Below are 20,206 nucleotides of genomic sequence, written 5' to 3'. Positions count from 1 at the left end.
GCTACCAAAATCGGAAATTCATAACTATCTATAGTAGAGCATATTAAAAGAAAAGTGTGGTGCGAAGCTATTTTTGCATATACCTGTATATCAGATATTTAACTCATTTAGCTGTCAAACTCAGGAGATTCAATCATAAATTCGAAAGCCCGCTCGTCAAATTGACAAGCGGGCTTTTTTTATGATCCATATATAGTCATAAAAAAACCAGAAAGAGCGAAGCCCTTTCTGGTTAAATATAATTTCAAGAATTACTTCTTAAGTATTTTCTGGACGAAGACTTCTTACTGTTTTACCAGCTCTCCACATTTCAGAGTCACGAAGTTCAGCCAATTCTACTTCTAATTTCTCACGGTAATCTGGCTGAGAATTACGAGTGATAGAAATTTCAGCTTCGTTTTGACTCTTTACAGATTCGTAAAGTTTCTCGAAAACTGGCTTAGTAGCATCACGGAAAGGCTTCCACCAGTCTAGTGCACCACGCTGAGCTGTCGTAGAACAGTTAGCATACATCCAATCCATTCCGTTTTCAGCAACTAAAGGCATAAGAGACTGCGTAAGCTCTTCTACTGTTTCGTTGAAAGCTTCAGATGGAGAATGACCATTCTCTCTCAATACTTCATACTGAGCAGCGAATATACCTTGGATGCAACCCATCAAAGTTCCACGCTCACCTGTAAGGTCAGATGTTACTTCGTTGTAAAAGTTAGTTTCGAATAAATATCCAGAACCAACACCAATACCCATTGCGATACATTTCTCACGAGCTTTTCCTGTAGCATCTTGGTAAACTGCGAAAGAAGAGTTCAAACCTTTACCCGCTACAAATAAACGACGAAGAGATGTTCCAGAACCTTTAGGGGCTGTTAAGAATACATCAACATCTGCAGGAGGAATGATACCCGTTTTCTCTTTGTAAGTAATACCAAAACCATGAGAGAAATAAAGCGACTTACCAGGAGTAAGGTGCTTCTTAACGGTAGGCCAAAGTTCAATTTGAGCCGCATCTGAAAGTAAATAACAGATGATAGTACCTTTTGCAAGAGCTTCTTCAATTTCAAATAAAGTTTCGCCAGGAACCCATCCGTCAGCTACTGCTTTATCATAAGTTTTACCCTTACGCTGGCCTACGATAACAGGTAAACCATTGTCACGCATATTCATTGCCTGACCTGGGCCTTGTACACCGTAACCAATTACAGCGATAGTTTCGCCACTAAGGATTTCTCTTGCTTTTTCTAAAGGAAATTCTTCTCTTGTTACAACTTCCTCTTCAACACCACCAAAATTTAACTTTGCCATTATTTAAATCTAAATTTATGAATACTTACTTGTTATGATAATATATAAACGTCGGTTCTATATTTCAAGCAGCAAAACTACTGAAAAAAACCTTATTACTAATTGCTAATTAACTTATACCAAATACTCCCACTCGGTATCTTCTGGCAGATATTCCACCAATCCTTTTGGTGTTTTACCTACCGCAATTCTTCCCGAACGAATAAATTCTAAAATTCCGAAAGGTTTGATGTATTTAAAGAAATCAAAAATTTCCTCTTCCGTTCCTGTCTTTTGAAGTACCATATAATCTAGTCCCCAATAAACCAAATAAGCTTTGTGAACACGGTTTATGGTTTCCATATCCAAAGGCTTAGAGTCTAAAGGTGTTGGTATTTTAAACATCGCTATTTCGTTATAAACGATATCTTCATTTAGGTAACCAAAAACAGCTAAAACCTCCACTACTTTCCTAATCTGTCTTACCAGTTTCTCCACAGCTTCACGCTGGTCATGCTTAATAACAATGGTAAAACGAGAGACGCCTTTTCTTTCTGTTTCAGAAACGGTCAAGCTCTCGATATTCAATCTTCTGCGTGTGAAAATAATCGTAATCTTGTTTAACAAGCCGATGCTATTCTCCGTAAATACGCATATGGTGTATGTTTTCATTATCTTCTTTTCGATATTGGATATTTGTGATTAGATATTAGTTTATTTCTCTAAAAAATTAATCAAACCACTTATCATTCTTTTTACCTCTGAGATTCTGTCCAAAAACTCAGTTAATTGTTTTTTATCAATAAATTTCAAATCAAAAGAAAGGTATAATTGTGTTTCAAGCTCAAATAATGACCCTCTCCCAATTAAAATAAATCTAACTTTCTCTTTGTTATACTTCCTTCCATGTCCTTCTGCAATGTTCGATGGAACAGAAACAGAACACCTCCGCATTTGGGACACTAAACCAAATTTCTCAGAATCAGGAAATAGCTCAGTCACTTCATAAACAAGACCAACCAACTCTCTTGACTTCTTCCAAACATCTAGATCCAAATACGACTTCATAACTAACTAATATCTAATAGTCCATTATCAACTATCGAACGTCGAATATCAAAAAATCTACTTCAAACGTATTTCCGAAACACTTGTTCCTGCTGGCACCATTGGAAAAACGTTTTCTTCTTTTTCACAAACAACTTCCAATAAATAAGAGCCTTCTGAATTTAAAAGTTTATCTATAGAAGATTCCAAATCTCCTCTTTCTTCACATTTATGGCCATCAATTCCAAAACCTTTACCAATCATGATAAAATCGGGATTCTGCAATTCAACAAATGAATATCTCCTATCAAAAAACAGTTGCTGCCACTGACGTACCATTCCTAAGAAGTTATTATTCAAAATAATTATCTTTACAGGAAGACCTTTCTGAGCAATTGTTCCTAATTCTTGAATAGTCATTTGGAAACAACCATCCCCTATGAAAGCAATTACTTCTCTATCAGGAGCACCCATTTTAGCACCAAAAGCTGCCGGAAGTGCAAATCCCATTGTACCTAATCCACCTGAAGCTATATAAGAATGTGGCTTTTTAAAGTCATAATATCTGGCTGTCACCATTTGGTGCTGCCCTACGTCTACTACCACACAAGCCTCGCCTTTCGTTTTGTCAGAAACCATTCTGACAACTTCAGCCATTTTTATTTTACCCTCGCCTTTTAAGTCTCTTGCAGTTACCGCATCATATTCTGCCTGCTCTAAATCACGGAATTCCTGTTTCCAAGCAGCACGCTCCTTTTTCTCAATTAAAGGATTTAAGAGTTTCAATGCTTCTTTAGCATCACCCACAACAGGGGCATCGGCTCTTTTGATTTTATCAATTTCTGCGGGATCCACTTCGATATGAACAATCTTAGCTTGCTTCGCAAAAAGATTGGCATCACCTGTTACTCGGTCGTCAAAACGCATTCCGATAGCAATCAAAACGTCGCATTCGTCTGTCATTACATTAGGAGCATACATGCCATGCATTCCCAGCCAACCCATATAGTTGGGGTGTTCAATAGACAGAGCCGATAAACCAAGAAGTGTACTTCCCACAGGAATATCGCCTTGCTCTACCAATTCCCTAAACTCTTCCATTGCCTCCGAAATCAACACACCATGGCCTACCAAAATATATGGCTTCTTGGCATTATTGATGAGTTCAGCTGCTTTTTCTACTTGTTCCATTTTAGGAACCTTCCTTGGATGATAACCTGGTAAACCCTCCACCTTTTTATATTCGAAAGGCTTAGTCATCATAGATACTTGAGCATCTTTTGTGATGTCAATTAGTACAGGGCCTGGCTTTCCTGCTCTGGCTATATAAAAAGCCTTCGCTAAGATTAAAGGGATTTCGTTAGGGTCAACAATTTGATAATTCCATTTACAAACCGGTGCTGTAATTCCAATAACGTCTGTTTCTTGGAAGGCATCTGTTCCCAAAAGGTTAGAAGCTACCTGTCCTGTGATGGCTACCATAGGGGTGCAGTCAATGATGGCATCCGCTATTCCAGTAACTAAGTTTGTGGCTCCAGGACCAGAAGTGGCCATGCATACACCCACTTTACCGCTACTTCTTGCATAGCCTTCAGCAGCATGTGAAGCACCTTGTTCGTGACGAACAAGAATATGCTCTATTCTATCTGTATAGTCGTAAAGAGCGTCATAAATTGGCATGATAGCACCTCCCGGATAACCAAAAATAGTATCCACTCCTTCCTGAATAAAGCATTCCATTAATGCTTGTCCTCCAGAAAGAAACGTTGGCTTATCTGCTATTTTTTTCTCTTCCATGATGTCTGTTGCAATGTCCATGGTAGTTTGTTTTTAATGAATTATTTATCTGTAACGCAGCCTTCGTGTGCTGGCGAAACATTCTTAAAGTACTTTCTCAATACACCTTGCTCTATAAAAGGAGGTGTCAACGGTTTCCAATTTTTACGCCTTTCGGCCAAAATTTCGTCAGAAACGTGCAATTTCAACTCTCTGCTATCTGCGTCAATGGTTATTAAATCTCCATCTTCTACTAGAGCTAAGGTTCCACCCTCATAAGCCTCTGGAGAAATATGACCAACCACAAAACCGTGCGTTCCTCCTGAGAAACGACCATCTGTTATCATAGCTACTTTATCTCCTAAACCGGCTCCCATTACTGCAGCTGTAGGCTTAAGCATTTCTGGCATTCCTGGACCTCCTCTTGGGCCTTCATACCTGATAACCACTACCTGTCCTTCTTTTATCTCGCCTTTGGCAAATGCCTCTAGCATATCTTCTTCTTTATCACAAACTTTAGCAGGACCTTCAAACTTCATTCCTTCCTTTCCTGTAATTTTAGCAACACCGCCATTTTCAGCAAGGTTACCATACATGATTTGAATATGACCAGAAGCTTTGATAGGGTTTTCTAAAGGTCTAATGATTGATTGAGCATCAAAATCCAAATCTGGTGCTGTTTCTAAATTCTCCGCAACAGTTTTGCCTGTCACTGTCAAACACTCACCATGAATCAATCCTTTCTTATAAAGATATTTCATAATGGCCGGCACACCACCTAGCTCCAAAATATCCTCCATGAAGTATTTTCCAGATGGCTTTAAATCCGCTATAAAAGGAGTTCTATCTGATACCGCCTGAATATCATCCAATGTTAAGGGAATTCCTGCTGAATGAGCAATCGCTAAATAATGCAAAACAGCGTTAGTAGAACCTCCTAGTGCCATTACTATAGTCAAAGCATTTTCGAGCGACTTTTTACTCAAAATATCTTTTGGCAAAATCTGCTTTTCCAAAAGGTTTTTCATAGCAGCTCCTAAGTCAATACACTCCTGTGTTTTGCCTTCGTGAGTGGCCGGATAACATGCGTTATCTGGCATACTTAAACCTAATGCCTCAATAGACGAAGCCATGGTGTTGGCCGTATACATACCTCCACAAGCTCCTTGTCCTGGGATTGCGTTTTGAATAACACCTTTATAATCTTCTTCAGAAATGGTACCTGCCACTTTTTGGCCGTAAGCCTCAAAAGCAGAAACGATATCTAATTTCTTTCCTTTCCAGTTTCCTGTTCTTACTGTACCACCATACATCATAATAGCAGGACGATTCAATCTTGCCATGGCCATAATAGCACCTGGCATATTTTTATCACAACCCACTACAGCTATTACACCGTCATACCACTGAGCCGCTACCACATTTTCTATAGAATCTGCAATAATGTCTCTACTTGGAAGCGAATAGCTCATGCCATCGTTTCCATTAGTCATTCCATCAGAAACACCAATGGTGTGAAAAATTAAACCCACCATGTCATTGGCTTGAATACCCTTTTTGACATGGACAGAGAGACCATTCAAATGAATATTACATGGGTTTCCTTCATATCCAGTACTGGCAATACCTATTTGAGGTTTTTTCATATCCTCTTCTGTCATGCCAATGGCATAAAGCATTGCTTGGGCGGCTGGATTACTTACTTCCTGAGTAAGTGTTTTGCTGTATTTATTAAGATTTTCAGACATTATATCAAGTTTCGCTAGTTGCGAATTTTCGCTAATTATTAAAATCGTTCGGCAAATAAAGGAGTTCAATAATATTTTGCAACATTTTTCTCAGATATTTCCTATTCGTTAAGTAATCATTATCATTTTACTAATTAAATCTATTAACTTTTCAATCTTACTTCCTTTGAGTGCATTTTTTGGGGTAACTTTTTGCATGAAAAAATTACTACCTCTAATCCTCTTGTTACCACTACTAAGTTTTGGTCAAGATAAAGCTGACGAACTAGCTCATAAATTCATCATTACGGATGGTCATGTCGACCTCCCCTACCGACTGAAAGTCAAAAACTTTCAGCTCACCAAGGAGTTTACCGGCATCCCCATTTCCTCTAACGATGGCGACTTCGATTTTGAAAGAGCAAAAAAAGGTGGGCTTGATGCTCCTTTTATGTCTATTTACATCCCTGCAAAGTTTAGCCCAGAAGAGGGAAAATTTCTTGCCGACACACTCATAGACATGGTAAACTATATCAGCTCAGAAAATAGTGACTATTTTGAAGTGGCTTATAGCCCAAAAGACGTTCAAAGAATTTTTAAAGCAGGTAAAGTAGCATTACCAATGGGTATGGAAAATGGCTCTCCCATTAAAGAGTTATCCGATGTGGCCTATTTCAAAAAAAGAGGCATTAGCTATGTAACCTTAACACACTCCAAAGCCAATCAAATTTGCGATTCTTCATATGATCCAGAAAGACTATGGCAGGGACTCAGCCCTTATGGAGAAGAAGTGGTAATGGAGCTAGCCAAACAAGGCGTTATGATAGACATCTCTCATGTTTCAGACAGCACCTTTTATGATACCATAGAAATTAGCCCAGTGCCTGTTATTGCCTCGCATTCATCACTTAGGTTTTTCACAGAAGGTTTTGAAAGAAACATGACGGACGAAATGCTTCTCAAACTTAAAGAAAACGGCGGAGTAGTGATGATAAACTTTGGCTCAACGTTTATTGACGGAGAAATACAAAAAATCAGAAATGAAAACGGCGAACTTCTAGCAAAGCTTTTGGAGGAAAAAGGACTCTCAAGAAGAGATGAAGCAGCCAAACCTATCATTGAGGAATTTATAAAATCACGCCCTTCAGCTTTCTCTGATGTTGAAAAAGTTGTAGACCATATCGAGAGGGCCGTAAAGATTGCGGGGATTGACCATGTGGGATTAGGTTCAGATTTTGATGGTGTAGGAGATTCCTTACCAACCGGCTTGAAAGATGTTTCGGATTACCCAAACATCATTCGACTACTTCTGGCAAAAGGTTATTCGGAAGGCGACATTGAAAAAATATGCTCTGGAAACCTTTTCCGAGTTTGGCAAGCAACTTTAGATTACGCAGCACTGAACTAAATAAAAAAAAGAATGGCGTCACCAAAAGGGAACGCCATTCTTTAATATATAGAAAATGAAAGAGCTTACTTCTGCATCATTTCAATAATTTCTTCAGAAATACCCGTAGAAGAATAGCCTCCGTCATGAAATAAATTCTGCATAGTAACCATTTTGGTTAAATCAGAGAACATCATCACAATGTAGTTTGCACAGTCTTCGGCCGTAGCATTTCCAAGTGGAGACATCTTATCGGCAAAATCAAAGAAAGAATCGAATCCACCAATTCCTGCACCAGCAGTAGTCATGGTAGGAGACTGAGAAATAGTATTAACTCTTATCTTTTTCGATTTGCCTAATCTGTAACCAAAACTTCTCGCAATAGACTCTAATACAGCTTTAGCATCCGCCATATCTGTATAAAAAGGGAAGGTTTTCTGAGCGGCGATGTACGATAAACCCACAACAGAACCCCAATCATTAAGAGCATCTACTTTATCTCCTACTTGCATAAATTTATGAAAAGAGAGTGCCGATATATCTAAGCTCTTTAAGAACCAATCGTAATTCAAGTCACCATATGCCCTACCCTTTCTAATATTAGGAGACATCCCTATAGAGTGTAAAACGAAATCCATTTTACCACCTAGCACTTCCATTGATTTTGCGTAAAGGTTTTCAATGTCCTCCACTGAAGTAGCATCTGCAGGTACAATCTCTGCACCTATTTGTTCCGCCAATTCATTTATCTTCCCCATCCTCATGGCAATTGGGGCATTTGTCAATACTATTTTTGCCCCTTCTTCATGAGCTTTTAATGCTGTTTTCCAAGCAATTGAATTTTCATCCAAAGCTCCTGAAATAATTCCAACTTTACCTTTTAGTAAACCGTAAGACATATTCAAAATAATTGTTTGTACAAAAGTAGCACTTTAGAGCAAATATCAGTTATTCAAACAGCTGCCTATTTTATTTGAAAAGGTAGCCGCCTCCTGAGCATAAATACCGTTAAGTGGTTTTGTAAACTCCGAAGGGCTTAAGATAAGTTCGACATTTCCTTTAGGGTAAAAGTCCAAATTCTCGCCATTCTTTACATTTTGGGACGAAAACGGGAACCGCCCCGTAAACGCGATAGGAGAGCATTTATTAAAAACTAAATGGGTATAGCCAGACTCACAAGTTTTCGATTCAATTTTCACCTGCAATGCTATACTTTTTGCTTCTTTGGACCATACAAAATCCACGATAAGAGAATCTGAAGCATAGGCGGATGAACTCAAAAAAGTATAGTTCTTATCTTTAGTCTGCTTTCCATATACTTTGTAAGTACAATCTGAACATTCTTTTTTATCTTTTATTCTTAAAACCAAAACACCCTTCACCAGTTCGTAGTCTTTTATAACTGGAGACGCTAATTGCTCACACGTTTTAAATTTGTCAAAGCTCAAAGCGGACAACCCATTTATATTTTCTATCAAGGGACCGTTATAATTCAAACTATAATCATCCGTAAAAATGGATGGCAAATAGCTTAGGGTATTTTTAAAGCTACCAGAATAATACAAAGTAACCTCGTTATTTGAAGCACTCGCGGAATCTATAAATGCTTCTCCATTTTGATTATAAATGTAATCCTTAAACCTTCTCTGGTAACTTCCGTAGTCCTTGATGTTTTGAACCACTAGTTCTTGATTTTTATCAAAAACTAGCCTTATTCGCTTATTCAAACCGTCATGCACTGCCTTTTGAATAAGAGGTCCTGTTACAGAACTGGTAGAGGTCTTTTTGTAAAAATCATTCTCTATTCCTAAATAAATGTCTCTCGCAATAGACTCAAAGCCTGAACGTGAGTAATGCAGTCCGTCACCGCTCACTTCCGTCCCTACAGATGCATACATCCGCATTTCTGGGAAGTCTTCCTTTAATTTCCGCTGAACATCCCTTAACTCACCAGGTACTTCTTTCCTGCTGGCCGTAGCTAAAATGTTGGTCTGAATTAAATATCGGTTTTCGCTTATAAGTCCATCCTCTTTTAAATTTTTCATGAGCGTATTAAAGCGATTTCTATACGCATTGAGAGCAGAAGGCTCGCCCGTATCTGATTCCCATTCTCCTTGGCAAAAAATAAAACCTTTCGATTTCTCGGTTTTACTTCCCTTTATTCTTTTTAAGAACCTACCATAATACGTTTCGGGGTTTTCATGATTGACAGAATCTCTGAAAGAAAGACTTTCCAAAGACTCGCCACCTACCGCACCATTAATAACTTGAACAGGTATTTTATGATTCTCAATGATGCTTTTGGCCAAATAAGTGCCCACTACTCCTGGCCAATTAAACTCTACATTAAGGTCATGCCATCCATTATTAGAAGAACTTGGTTGAAAATGGTCATAAACATAATTCCGGATAAAGGTGTGATCTAATTGACGCCTAATATCCTGAAAACAGCACCCCGCTAAAGCGTTTGATTGCCCATAGATCAAATAAGTATCTCCACATAATACTTTTCCTGCTTTGACAATGGAAGACGAATCGGCTTTGGTGTAAACCTTAATTTCAAAATCATATTCAAACAATCCAGCTAAAAGCTCTGTCTGCCAAGAAAATGACTTTGATTCCCTTAAAGAAACCTTTTTATCATAATAGCGATGCCCATTTTGAAGAATAACGAGCTTTATGGATTCATAATCTGGATGACTAACGGCACCAGAAATACTAACCTTGCCAAAGCCATTGCTATCTCGCTCGTAAAATTGAAAATCCTTTGGGAAATTATAAAAGAGGTTTTGGCTAGACACCTTAAAGCCTAACAAAAAGACAAATGAAAAAAGAAAAGCCTTTATTAAGTTCATTGTAAAGCTTCGTCTGAAACAAACTTAAATCTAGCTTATTTTAAACGAGTTTCCGAATGCTCTTTCTTAATCAAGACCCAATATTGTGCCTTCCATTGGTAGAAATCTGATCAAATGAATCGAGACTTTAAAAACTTACTTCACCAGAAGGCATAAAAAAAGCAGGTCTAAAAAGACCTGCTTTCGAAAGGGAGGCAGATGGGGTTCGAACCCACGACCCTCGGCACCACAAGCCGATACTCTAACCAACTGAGCTACAACCTCCATTTTCTAACGGAGTGCAAAGGTAAATTGAATCCTTAAATTCTGCAACAGTTATTTTTGTTATTTTTCAAAGAATTTAAACTTTGCAAATGATCATTATTATTTAATCAAAGGATCCCTAAATTGCATACGCATCAAAATAACCCAAGATGTTCAGATTAGACAAGAAAGTAGCCATAGTAACAGGAGGAGCAAGTGGCATAGGACGTGAAATTTCAAGAAGTTTTGCTAAACAAGGTGCGATAGTGCACATTTTCGAGCTAAATATGGATCTGGCCGAGCGTGAAGCCGATCTCATTATAGCTTCTGGAGGAACCGCATATTGTCACAAAGTAGATGTAGCAAATCATGCGGACGTTCAAAAAAAGATAGATAAAATAAAACTGGTCTCACCCATTAATATTTTAGTAAACAATGCGGGGATTGCACATATAGGAACCGTAGAAAGTACCACAGAAGCAGATTTAGATAAAATCTACGCCGTTAATATCAAAGGTGTTTATAATTGTATTCATGCCTTGATACCCCATTTTAAAGAAAATGGCGGTGGCGTTATTATAAACATGTGTTCTGTAGCAGCTACTGTTGGAATAGCCGAGCGATTTGCCTATTCCATTTCAAAAGGTGCCATTAAAACCATGACCATACAGGTAGCAAAAGACTATGTGAAACATCATATAAGATGTAATTCAATTTCGCCTGCAAGAATTCATACGCCTTTTGTGGATGGCTTCATTAAAAACAAATTCCCTGACAGGCAAGAAGAGGTATTTGAAGAGCTGTCTCAAACACAGCCTATTGGAAGAATGGGGAAACCCTCCGAAGTAGCCGCACTTGCTGTTTACTTGGCTTCTGACGAAGCCGCCTTTAGCACCGGAACAGACTATCCCGTAGACGGAGGCTTCATAACACTTAATACACCATAAAATTCAATATAAATAATAATGAAGTTAATAAGACATGGCGAGCCTGGTAAAGAAAAACCAGGCATCATCTCTCAAAATAATATCCAACTAGACGTTTCTGCCTTCGGGGAAGACTTCAATGAAGCTTTTTTTGAAACAGACGGAATAAGTCGACTGGAAACATGGCTGGCCTCTAATCAAGAATCTTGCCCAACAGTGGCTGAAGGAACTAGATTAGGATCTTGTGTGGCAAGGCCCTCCAAAATAATTTGTATCGGATTAAACTATGCCAAACACGCGGCAGAGTCTGGTATGGCAAACCCTGAACAGCCTGTTGTTTTTTTCAAAGCTACATCTGCTCTTTGCGGACCAAATGACGATGTAGTTATTCCAAGAAACTCTGAAAAAACAGACTGGGAAGTAGAATTGGCTGTTGTTATTGGCAAGAAAGCCTCTTATGTAGACAAAGCAGACGCTATGAATTATGTCGCTGGCTATTGCCTTCATAATGATTACAGCGAAAGGGCTTTTCAGCTCGAGCATGGCGGTCAATGGGTTAAAGGAAAATCAAACGACACCTTTGCTCCTCTTGGACCATTTATGGCCACTAAGGATGAAATTGCTGATCCTCAGAAATTAAACCTTTGGCTAAAACTCAATGACGAAAAAATCCAAGACTCCAATACAGACGACATGATTTTTTACATTGATGAAATCATAAGCTATTTGAGTAATTACATGACTTTACTTCCTGGCGATGTAATTTCTACCGGTACCCCGGCTGGCGTAGGACTTGGCTTTAAACCTGCCAAATACCTTAAAGCAGGAGATAAAATCGAATTAGGGATTGAAGGTCTTGGTGTTCAAAACCAAACGGCTGTGGCTTATTCAAAATAAGCTCCAAATGGTATCATGAGAAAGTCTGTCCAATATAATGGCAGGCTTTCTTTGTTTTAACCCTTTCATTTAAAAGACAATTTAAACCACAACAAGGCCATCCATCCATGGCTTCGATATTACATGAGGGCATGTGCCTATAATAATTACCTTTGCAATCCACTCTTATTATTCTTTTGACAAAATGACCCCAAACCAAACGACCTGCCCTAACTGTGGAAATGTTTTTGATGCCGGTGAGGCACTTCAAAAACACATGGATATTGAGCTTAAAAAACGCATTGCAGAGCAAGAAAAGTTAAGTTCTGAGAAACTAGAGTTTTACAAAAAACAGCTTCAGGAAGAGAAAGCAAAATTTGAGCAAGAGGAAAAAAAGAAAATGTGGGCAATAGCTCAAGCGGAAGCAAAAAAACGAGCTGACGAAAAAAATGCGGTAGAACTTAAAGCTCTCCAAGAAGACAATAAATTGAAGCAGCAGCTTATTCTAGATGGACAAAAGAAGGAGCTTGAACTGATGAAAAAGGAAAACGAATTAAAGTTTAAGTCGGAACAACTTCAACTAAAGTTAGAAAAAGAATTATTAGAGAGAAGCAGAGGAATAGAAGAGAAAGCCAAAAAGCAGAAAGACGAGGAGTTTGAACTGGTCAAAAAGGAATACGAAAAGAAGCTCGAGAACCAAATGAACCTGGTGAAGGAAATGCAGCGAAAGGCCGAACAAGGGTCTATGCAACTTCAGGGTGAAATTCAAGAATTAGAAATAGAATCTATCCTTGGCAGAACATTTCCTTATGATGAAATAGAAGAAGTAAAAAAAGGAATTCGTGGTGCAGATGCTATTCAGACCGTGATGAACGAGTTTGGGCAGGCTTGTGGAAAAATAATCTACGAGAGTAAAAGAACTCAAAACTGGGGTGGAGACTGGATAGAAAAGTTAAAGACAGATCAGAGAGAAACAGGTGCAGAGATAGCCGTTTTAGTGACCCAAACCATGCCCAAAGACATGGAAAGATTTGGTGAGCGTGATGGCGTTTGGGTTTGTGGATATCATGAAATCAAAGGCTTAGTATTTGTCCTCCGCCAAATCTTAATAAGAACCCAGCAAGCAAAATCTGTGAATGAAAACAAGGCAGACAAAATGAGTTTACTTTACAGCTTTCTAACCAGCAGCCAGTTCAAACAACAAATGGAAGCCATAGTGGAAGGCTTCTCTAATTTAAAAAGTGAATTGGATAGAGAGAAAAGAGCCATGCAACGTATATGGAAAGAGCGTGAGGTTCAAATTGAAAAGGTTATAGGAAATACCATAGACATGTATGGAAGCATAAAAGGTATTGCAGGAAACGCCATATCTTCTATAAAATATTTGGAATTGCCTGACGAAAACGAAGAAGATCAATGAACGAGTTTCCGTATTTCATCCCCACAATTAAGCCATTCATAAAAACAATCAGACAAAGTAGGAGTTCTTTGAAAGTTTGGCATTGTTTTGGATTCACGAAACTAATGTAAATTTAAAAACGTGTTGACTAATGAAAAAAATAACCTTACTCTCCGCTTCTCTGGTGCTTTTTGGGCTATCTTCCCAAGCTCAAGAGCCGGAAAAACAAAGCTTATGCTCTAGGAACTTTGACGCCATTTACCAAAAAGTGGAAGATAACTACGCAGGGTGGAGCGAAAAAGTAACCTCTAGAAATAAGAGAAAATTTGACAAAGTCACCGAAGAAACCAAGCAAAGGGTTTCTAAAATAAACGAAGCAGAGGCTTGTTATCATGTTATAAATGATTGGCTTTCGTTTTTCGAGGACGGGCATCTATTTATTAATATCCCAAACCCTTATGTTAAACCAGAAGCTTCCAATGCCCTAGCCAAGCGTGCGTCTAAAGTGGGTACGGTGGCGTTTAAAGGAGAAGATGCCTTCAAAAAATACTTAGAAAAAAACAAGAACCTTCCAGATGTAGTGGGCATTTGGGAAACGGACGACAAAAACTACCGAGTAGGAATTGCTTCTGGCAAGAAAAAAGATAGATATGAAGCCTTTTTACTAAGCAAAAGAGACGAACACTGGACGGCTGGCAAAGTTAAATTTGAACTAAAAGAGATCTCTAAGGACAAATTCGACACCGATTATTATTACGCCGACTTCACTTCTGAAGTCAAGCTAAGCAGGCTGGTAAAAAATTACTTGGTGATTGATGATGTTTATAAATTGCAAAAAATTTACCCAGCACCTAAAGAGGAAATCAACAATGAAGATATCTTAACAAGAATCCCAGAATGGAGGGTTGAAAAAATTGATAATAAGACCGCTTTAATTACACTTCCTCCTTTTACTATTATTGATGCCGCCGACTATATTCTAGAAATGGTCAATAAAAACAAAGGAGTAATAACCAATACAGAGAACCTGATTATCGACCTTAGAAATAATCCAGGAGGAGATGAAAACGCTTTTTCTGCTCTATATCCATTTATTGCTGACAAGCCAATTGTAAGAAAAGGGGGCATGTTTAGAGCGTCTGAAGAAAACCTCATATTACTTTCTCATGAGCTAGAGTCTATACAGGCTTTCCCAAAGTATAAAAGAATTTTAGCTCCAAAACTTCAGGCAGTAATAGCTTCTATGAAAAATAACATGGGAGAAGACATTCAAGGCCCAGACAAAGTATTTCAATACCTGAGAGCTACGCCGTATCCAAAAAAAGTCGCAATTCTTGTGAACGAAAATACCGCAAGTACGGCAGAAAGTGTTACTTTAGAAGCCAAACAAAGCGATAAGACCGTAATCATTGGTACTAAAACAAAAGGTCTGGCAGATTACATAGAAGTAAGAGATTGGGGTTTACCCGCTTTTGGTTGGAGATTAGCTTTTGGCTTGGCTAAAAGTGCAAGAGATACAAGAATAGATAATAAGGGAATTACGCCAGACGTTAAAATACCAAAGAAAGAAGCAGACTGGGTTAAGTATGCTTCAGAGTACTTGAGCAAAAGCAAATAAATGTCTAAATATTTAAAAAACACTTCCGTCCTTTTAATTTTACTTTTTTCCTTTATTCAGCAAGGAATATCGCAAACTGCGGTTAGAAAAAGCCTTCAAGGAGAATGGGTTAAAAACAAAATCACTTTAGAGGACGGAAGTCCTATATACAATCAGAGCATTTTAAATTCCAGCTTCGGGCTGGAATTTTCTGGTGATAGCCTTATCGTTTCCATTGACGGTATAAACTCTATAAGCACCTATACGGTAAAAGATAGTACCATCAGCTATAGAGGAAATCATTTTAAAATCATTAGACTGGACAATCCTGTTTTAGTCATCTCTCAGGTGGTAGATACAGACGAAGTGGAGCCTATAAAAATAGAAATGTACTACAAGCCCGTTTATGATCTGGGTATAAGCCTAGACTCCTATTTAGCAAAAAACGGCGAGTCTGTTTATATCAATAAACCAGGGCTCGTTGAACCTAAATTCATAGATTCTAGAAGCTCTGCCATAGATTTCATCAATTCAAACTTCAAATACCCTGAATTTAAAAAAGGTGGTTTTGTGGTAAGATTTATTGTCACTAAAACCGGTAAAATTGAAGGTCAAAGAATTATTGCAAGTTCAAACCAGAAGTTTGACCAAAAACTGATTAATGCCGTTAACAAAACCAAAGGCAAATGGCTTCCTGCAAAATATCTAGGCAAAAACGTCAACTGTGAAGTAGAATATAATTTTGATTTGGGCTACTCCAAAACAGCCTACGAACCTAGTGCAGAGGAGGAGAAAAAAGCTGTTGCAGCTGAATACGAAGAAAACGGCAAATATTACTTCGCGGCAAAAAACTATCGTTCGGCCATTTACTACCTCACCAAAGCGATTGAGAACGACCCTTATTCTTTAAGTTCTTATTATCTAAGAGCAGCCTCAAACATCTTTACACAAAAAGTAGATAGTGCTTGTGAAGATTACCTTCAACTAAAAAATTTGGGACAAAAAAGAGCAGAGGGTCTCTATGATAAATACTGCCAAAACCATACGCCAGAAACCAAGGAGTAAGTTATACCGTAGATATGGGTCAATAATCTCTATTTTGCCAATAAAAATTTAGTCGCTTGACTCCTAAAGGAATTTACGTCGTTATTCCAGCCTTTAACGAGGCACTATCAATTGATAAAGTAATAGCCGAAATACCCCATTTCGTGGAAGAAGTGGTGGTGGTTAATAACAACTCTAGTGATCATACTGCGGAATCTGCCCGAAAAGCAGGTGCCACGGTAATAGATGAGCCCAAACAAGGCTATGGCTATGCCTGCCTGAAAGGTTTGGAATACTTAAAAACAAAGTCACCAGAAGTCGTTGTCTTTTTGGATGCCGATTATTCAGATTATCCTGAAGAACTCACTCAAATTATAGCTCCCATCCTTAATGATGGTATGGATATGGTTATTGGAAGCAGAAACTTAGGACAAAGAGAACCAGGCTCAATGACGCCACAGCAAGTTTTTGGAAACTGGCTTGCCACTAAATTGATAAAACTTTTCTTTAATGTTTCTTATACAGACCTAGGTCCTTTTAGAGCCATAAAATACACTGCCTTAACAGAACTCGCTATGGTAGACACTACTTACGGGTGGACGGTAGAAATGCAGTTAAAGGCCGCAAAAAAAGGATTAAAAACAACAGAGGTTCCTGTTAGATACAGAAAACGGATAGGGAAATCTAAGGTATCTGGGACGATTAAAGGAACCATCATGGCCGGATACAAAATCTTATCTTGGATTTTTAAATACGCTCTTAAATAATGGATATAATTTTTCTTATAGCATATTTAATTCCCCTCACTATTATTTTTCTGTATTGCTTGATGCAATTCAGCTTAATCATCTCACATTTTAAGTATAAACCAGCCGAATCTTCCTTAGAGCAAAAGGAGCTACCAATAGTCACTATACAGCTTCCTGTTTATAATGAAAAATATGTGGTCAATAGACTGGTAGATTCTGTCCTCAAAATACAGTATCCTATTTCAAAACTGGAAATTCAGCTACTCGACGACTCCAATGACATCACCACGGAATTATTGGAAGCTAAGGTAAAAGAATACCAAGCTCTCGGTTTTGACATTACTTTAATTAGAAGACCTGATAGGGTTGGTTTTAAGGCTGGAGCCTTGAAATATGGATTAGAAACAGCCAAAGGCGAATTTATTGCCATTTTTGATGCCGACTTTATTCCTTCAGAAGACTTTCTCCTTAAAACTGTCCCTCTCTTTCAAGACCCGAAAGTAGGTGTGGTACAAACCCGCTGGGAGCATATCAACGAAGATTATTCTCTACTCACGAAATTGCAAGCCTTTGGCTTAGACGCCCATTTCTTTATAGAACAACCAGGGCGTTCAGCAGCCAATCATTTCATTAACTTTAATGGCACCGCAGGGGTATGGAGAAAGGAAACCATTGAAGACGCTGGTGGCTGGTCTCCTGACACGCTCACAGAAGATTTAGACCTGAGTTATAGAGCACAACTAAAAGGATGGAAATTTGAATACCTCCGCGAATTGGAATCTCCTGCGGAACTTCCGGTAACATTACCTGCTGTAAAATCACAGCAATACAGATGGATGAAAGGCGGTGCAGAGTGTTTCATGAAAAATGCCGGCAAGATAACTCGTGCCAAAAACATGGGATTTGGCACTAAACTCCATGGCTTCTACCACTTATTAAACAGCTCCATATTTATAAGCGTGATGGCCCTAGCCTTCTTTAGTATTCCTTTGGTTTTAAACACTCATATTTTCTCCAAATACCATAGAATAGTGAACTTGACCACCCTTTTTCAGGTCAATTGGCTTATACTAGGTTCCTTTTATTGGCTAGCCTTTAAGCGTAAAAACAATTCGTTTTTTGCTTTTGCTAAAAGATTCTTTCTCTTTTTGGTCTTTATGATGGGACTATCGTTACATAATACCATAGCTGTGGTAGAAGGTTTGATGGGCAAGAAAACACCTTTCGTAAGAACCCCAAAGTTTAACGTAGTCAACAAAACAGATTCTTGGAAAGGGAATATATATTCTATCAAGAAAATATCCTTTATAACATGGCTAGAAGGGCTTATATCCTTAACCTTCCTATTTATGCTCTACCTAGATTTCCAAAAACAATTATACGGCATGATGCCCTTCCATTTTATGGTTTTCTTGGGATATGCAGTTATTGCGTTTTATACGGTCAAACATTCCCTGTTTGAAGCATAGCTACAAAATACCTTCCTGAAAAGTAATTTCCTTCACCAGTTTAGTGGCATTGAAGTAAACAGCCATAGAATAAGAATTAGAAGGCTTTGAAACGCTTTCGCATTGCGGCCCCTTTTCTAAAAAGTAGATAAAGACCTTTTGGTTTCTAGCATCTAGCATTTGCAGGTCGTATCTTCCTAAGGTAGAAAACATATCATTTTCTGAATGACCCAGAAGTGAATCCTTATTCGCTATGAGAGCATCTTTAAGAGACGCTCTTTTTCCTTCACAAGCATTCCTGTCAGACCTAAACTCCTCCGAACTAAAAGACGTGCCTAAATCTACTGGTTTTGACCTGCAAGAAGCCAAGAAGCCAAGAATGGCAAAAAATGACAAATACTTCATTTCTGAAAAGAACCCACAAGGCTATTTACAATACTTAAGATAAAACTAAAAATCAATGGCTGAATGAAACCAGTCACACCAAAGCCTCCAATGAGGGCATCACAGATATAAACTATAAATACGGTAACTACAAAATAAAACAAACCCAGCGTAAGAATAGTAATTGGCAAAGAGAGGATCGTCAATATCGGCTTGACAAAAGTATTAAGGATACTCATTACCAATGCCACTATAATGGCGGTCGTTAGTGAGTCAACAGAGATGTCTGGAAGGAGGTTTGGTATCTGAAATACCACTAAACCCACTAGTATTAATCTTATTACGTAATTAATCATATTTGTATTATTTATGTCTGCTAATCAAGACATCGATAACCTCATCCAGCTCAATGTCTTTGGCTTCTAAAAGTACAAGATAATGATACATTAAATCTGCAGCTTCTCCTAAAAATAAATCCTTATTATCGTCCTTGGCTTCAATCACCAATTCCACTGCTTCCTCTCCTACTTTCTGTGCCACCTTATTAATGCCTTTGGCAAAAAGGCTACTGGTGTAAGATTTCTCGGACGGATTTAATTTTCTATCATGAAGCGTTCTTTTTAGATGGTCTAAGAAACCTACTTTCCCTGTGTTGGACTCTTGCCAGCAAGTATCGTCTCCTGTATGACAAGTAGGACCGTCTGGCAAAGCTTTTATAAGGATAGTATCTTCATCACAATCTATAGCTATAGATTTCAAATGGAGAAAGTTTTTAGAGGTTTCCCCCTTTGTCCACAATCTTTTTTTGCTTCTACTAAAAAATGTTACGATTTTTTCAGCCAATGTTTTTTCATAGGCTTCTTCATTCATATAGCCTAACATGAGGACCTTTAGCGTATGAACATCCTGAACCACAACGGGTAACAGGCTATCTGGACTTTTAGAGAAATCAGGTTTTCTTGTCATATCATTATCTTTGAGCCACAAAAGTACGTTTGCTAAAAGAGAAAAGAAGAAAAATATTTAAAAAATGTCTTGACAAATAAAAACCTTCACTTATCTTTGCAGCTCAATTACAAGCAAAAGTAGCTCAGTTGGTAGAGCGTAACCTTGCCAAGGTTAAGGTCGCGGGTTCGAGACCCGTCTTTTGCTCGAAAATAAAGCTCCCATAGTATGGGGGTTTTTTTTTCAAACAGGACTTCGTCCGCCGGGGTGGTGGAATTGGTAGACACGCAGGACTTAAAATCCTGTGAGCCGAAACGCTCGTACGGGTTCGACCCCCGTCCCCGGTACAATCTATGAAAATAACATCATAGTAAGAACAAAAAAAGAAGAGTATAACAGCCTTGCAAATAGGAAGTTATACTCTTTTTGTTTTCAGATGTTATATTCTCGTTTATCTCTTTTTTGGACCAAGAACAAAAGTTGGGGGATAGCTGTTAAATTCTGAATTTTGGAGAAATTTAA

At 38.3% G+C, this 20,206-nt stretch carries 18 protein-coding genes and 3 tRNA genes; 10 read left to right on the top strand and 11 right to left on the bottom strand.

Going from position 1 to position 20,206, the window contains the following annotated elements:
- Positions 1 to 258: 258 nt before the first annotated feature.
- The 5 genes from ilvC to ilvD form a co-directional block, all read right to left on the bottom strand.
- Positions 259 to 1,302, bottom strand: coding sequence for a ketol-acid reductoisomerase (gene ilvC / locus ACTBZY_RS09880; protein WP_463046168.1), 1,044 nt, complete (start codon positions 1,300 to 1,302; stop codon positions 259 to 261).
- 114 nt (positions 1,303 to 1,416) lie between these two features.
- Entirely contained in the window at positions 1,417 to 1,953 is a 537-nt protein-coding gene (ilvN, locus tag ACTBZY_RS09875) for an acetolactate synthase small subunit (RefSeq protein WP_463046167.1), read from the bottom strand.
- 42 nt (positions 1,954 to 1,995) lie between these two features.
- On the bottom strand, positions 1,996 to 2,349 hold the full coding sequence (locus ACTBZY_RS09870) for a four helix bundle protein (protein ID WP_463046166.1): 354 nt from the start codon (positions 2,347 to 2,349) through the stop codon (positions 1,996 to 1,998).
- A gap of 57 nt (positions 2,350 to 2,406) precedes the next feature.
- Positions 2,407 to 4,146 (bottom strand): biosynthetic-type acetolactate synthase large subunit, encoded by a 1,740-nt coding sequence (gene ilvB, locus ACTBZY_RS09865; RefSeq protein ID WP_463046165.1) that lies wholly within the window; start codon positions 4,144 to 4,146, stop codon positions 2,407 to 2,409.
- A 20-nt stretch (positions 4,147 to 4,166) separates the two neighbouring features.
- Positions 4,167 to 5,852 carry a dihydroxy-acid dehydratase gene (gene ilvD / locus ACTBZY_RS09860; protein WP_463046164.1) on the bottom strand — a complete coding sequence of 562 codons (1,686 nt, stop codon included), beginning with the start codon at positions 5,850 to 5,852 and terminating at the stop codon, positions 4,167 to 4,169.
- Between the two features lie 196 nt (positions 5,853 to 6,048).
- On the opposite strand from ilvD, the gene ACTBZY_RS09855 reads away from it, so the two are divergent.
- Positions 6,049 to 7,239, top strand: coding sequence for a dipeptidase (locus tag ACTBZY_RS09855; protein ID WP_463046163.1), 1,191 nt, complete (start codon positions 6,049 to 6,051; stop codon positions 7,237 to 7,239).
- Between the two features lie 65 nt (positions 7,240 to 7,304).
- Here ACTBZY_RS09855 and ACTBZY_RS09850 read toward each other — a convergent pair whose 3' ends face one another.
- The 3 genes from ACTBZY_RS09850 to ACTBZY_RS09840 form a co-directional block, all read right to left on the bottom strand.
- Entirely contained in the window at positions 7,305 to 8,117 is an 813-nt protein-coding gene (locus tag ACTBZY_RS09850) for an enoyl-ACP reductase FabI (protein ID WP_463046162.1), read from the bottom strand.
- A gap of 45 nt (positions 8,118 to 8,162) precedes the next feature.
- The gene (locus ACTBZY_RS09845; RefSeq protein WP_463046161.1) at positions 8,163 to 10,073 is read right to left on the bottom strand and encodes a sialate O-acetylesterase; all 1,911 of its coding nucleotides are present in this window, start codon (positions 10,071 to 10,073) and stop codon (positions 8,163 to 8,165) included.
- 189 nt (positions 10,074 to 10,262) lie between these two features.
- Positions 10,263 to 10,338, bottom strand: a tRNA-His gene (locus ACTBZY_RS09840).
- Positions 10,339 to 10,486: 148 nt separating this feature from the next.
- Between ACTBZY_RS09840 and ACTBZY_RS09835 the strand changes: the two genes are divergently transcribed.
- The 7 genes from ACTBZY_RS09835 to ACTBZY_RS09805 all read left to right on the top strand — a co-directional run bounded on the left by ACTBZY_RS09835 (position 10,487) and on the right by ACTBZY_RS09805 (position 18,376).
- Positions 10,487 to 11,263, top strand: coding sequence for an SDR family NAD(P)-dependent oxidoreductase (locus tag ACTBZY_RS09835; protein ID WP_463046160.1), 777 nt, complete (start codon positions 10,487 to 10,489; stop codon positions 11,261 to 11,263).
- Positions 11,264 to 11,281: 18 nt separating this feature from the next.
- Positions 11,282 to 12,139, top strand: coding sequence for a fumarylacetoacetate hydrolase family protein (locus ACTBZY_RS09830; protein WP_463046159.1), 858 nt, complete (start codon positions 11,282 to 11,284; stop codon positions 12,137 to 12,139).
- A gap of 184 nt (positions 12,140 to 12,323) precedes the next feature.
- The gene (locus ACTBZY_RS09825; RefSeq protein ID WP_463046158.1) at positions 12,324 to 13,538 is read left to right on the top strand and encodes a DUF2130 domain-containing protein; all 1,215 of its coding nucleotides are present in this window, start codon (positions 12,324 to 12,326) and stop codon (positions 13,536 to 13,538) included.
- Positions 13,539 to 13,668: 130 nt separating this feature from the next.
- Complete coding sequence (locus ACTBZY_RS09820) at positions 13,669 to 15,135, top strand: S41 family peptidase (RefSeq protein ID WP_463046157.1); 1,467 nt, start codon at positions 13,669 to 13,671, stop codon at positions 15,133 to 15,135.
- Positions 15,136 to 16,179 carry an energy transducer TonB gene (locus tag ACTBZY_RS09815; protein WP_463046156.1) on the top strand — a complete coding sequence of 348 codons (1,044 nt, stop codon included), beginning with the start codon at positions 15,136 to 15,138 and terminating at the stop codon, positions 16,177 to 16,179. It abuts the gene before it with no gap.
- A gap of 56 nt (positions 16,180 to 16,235) precedes the next feature.
- Entirely contained in the window at positions 16,236 to 16,925 is a 690-nt protein-coding gene (locus ACTBZY_RS09810; RefSeq protein ID WP_463046155.1) for a glycosyltransferase family 2 protein, read from the top strand.
- A gap of 62 nt (positions 16,926 to 16,987) precedes the next feature.
- Positions 16,988 to 18,376, top strand: coding sequence for a cellulose synthase family protein (locus ACTBZY_RS09805; RefSeq protein ID WP_463046154.1), 1,389 nt, complete (start codon positions 16,988 to 16,990; stop codon positions 18,374 to 18,376).
- Here ACTBZY_RS09805 and ACTBZY_RS09800 read toward each other — a convergent pair whose 3' ends face one another.
- The 3 genes from ACTBZY_RS09800 to hisIE are packed head-to-tail and all read right to left on the bottom strand — an operon-like array spanning position 18,377 to position 19,705.
- Positions 18,377 to 18,760 carry a hypothetical protein gene (locus tag ACTBZY_RS09800; RefSeq protein ID WP_463046153.1) on the bottom strand — a complete coding sequence of 128 codons (384 nt, stop codon included), beginning with the start codon at positions 18,758 to 18,760 and terminating at the stop codon, positions 18,377 to 18,379.
- Positions 18,757 to 19,095: a phage holin family protein gene (locus ACTBZY_RS09795; protein ID WP_463046152.1), complete on the bottom strand. Its 339-nt coding sequence runs from the start codon at positions 19,093 to 19,095 to the stop codon at positions 18,757 to 18,759. Before ACTBZY_RS09795 ends, ACTBZY_RS09800 begins: the two co-directional genes overlap by 4 nt.
- Before the next feature lie 7 nt (positions 19,096 to 19,102).
- A complete protein-coding gene (hisIE, locus tag ACTBZY_RS09790; protein WP_463046151.1) occupies positions 19,103 to 19,705 on the bottom strand; it encodes a bifunctional phosphoribosyl-AMP cyclohydrolase/phosphoribosyl-ATP diphosphatase HisIE in 603 nt (200 codons plus the stop codon).
- Between the two features lie 113 nt (positions 19,706 to 19,818).
- Between hisIE and ACTBZY_RS09785 the strand changes: the two genes are divergently transcribed.
- A tRNA-Gly gene (locus ACTBZY_RS09785) sits at positions 19,819 to 19,891 on the top strand.
- A 54-nt stretch (positions 19,892 to 19,945) separates the two neighbouring features.
- Positions 19,946 to 20,031 (top strand) — tRNA-Leu (locus tag ACTBZY_RS09780).
- Positions 20,032 to 20,206: the final 175 nt, after the last annotated feature.

Source organism: Arcticibacterium sp. (assembly GCF_055134445.1).
Note: the sequence above shows the minus strand (reverse complement) of the source record. Positions and strands in the feature narration are given on the sequence as shown.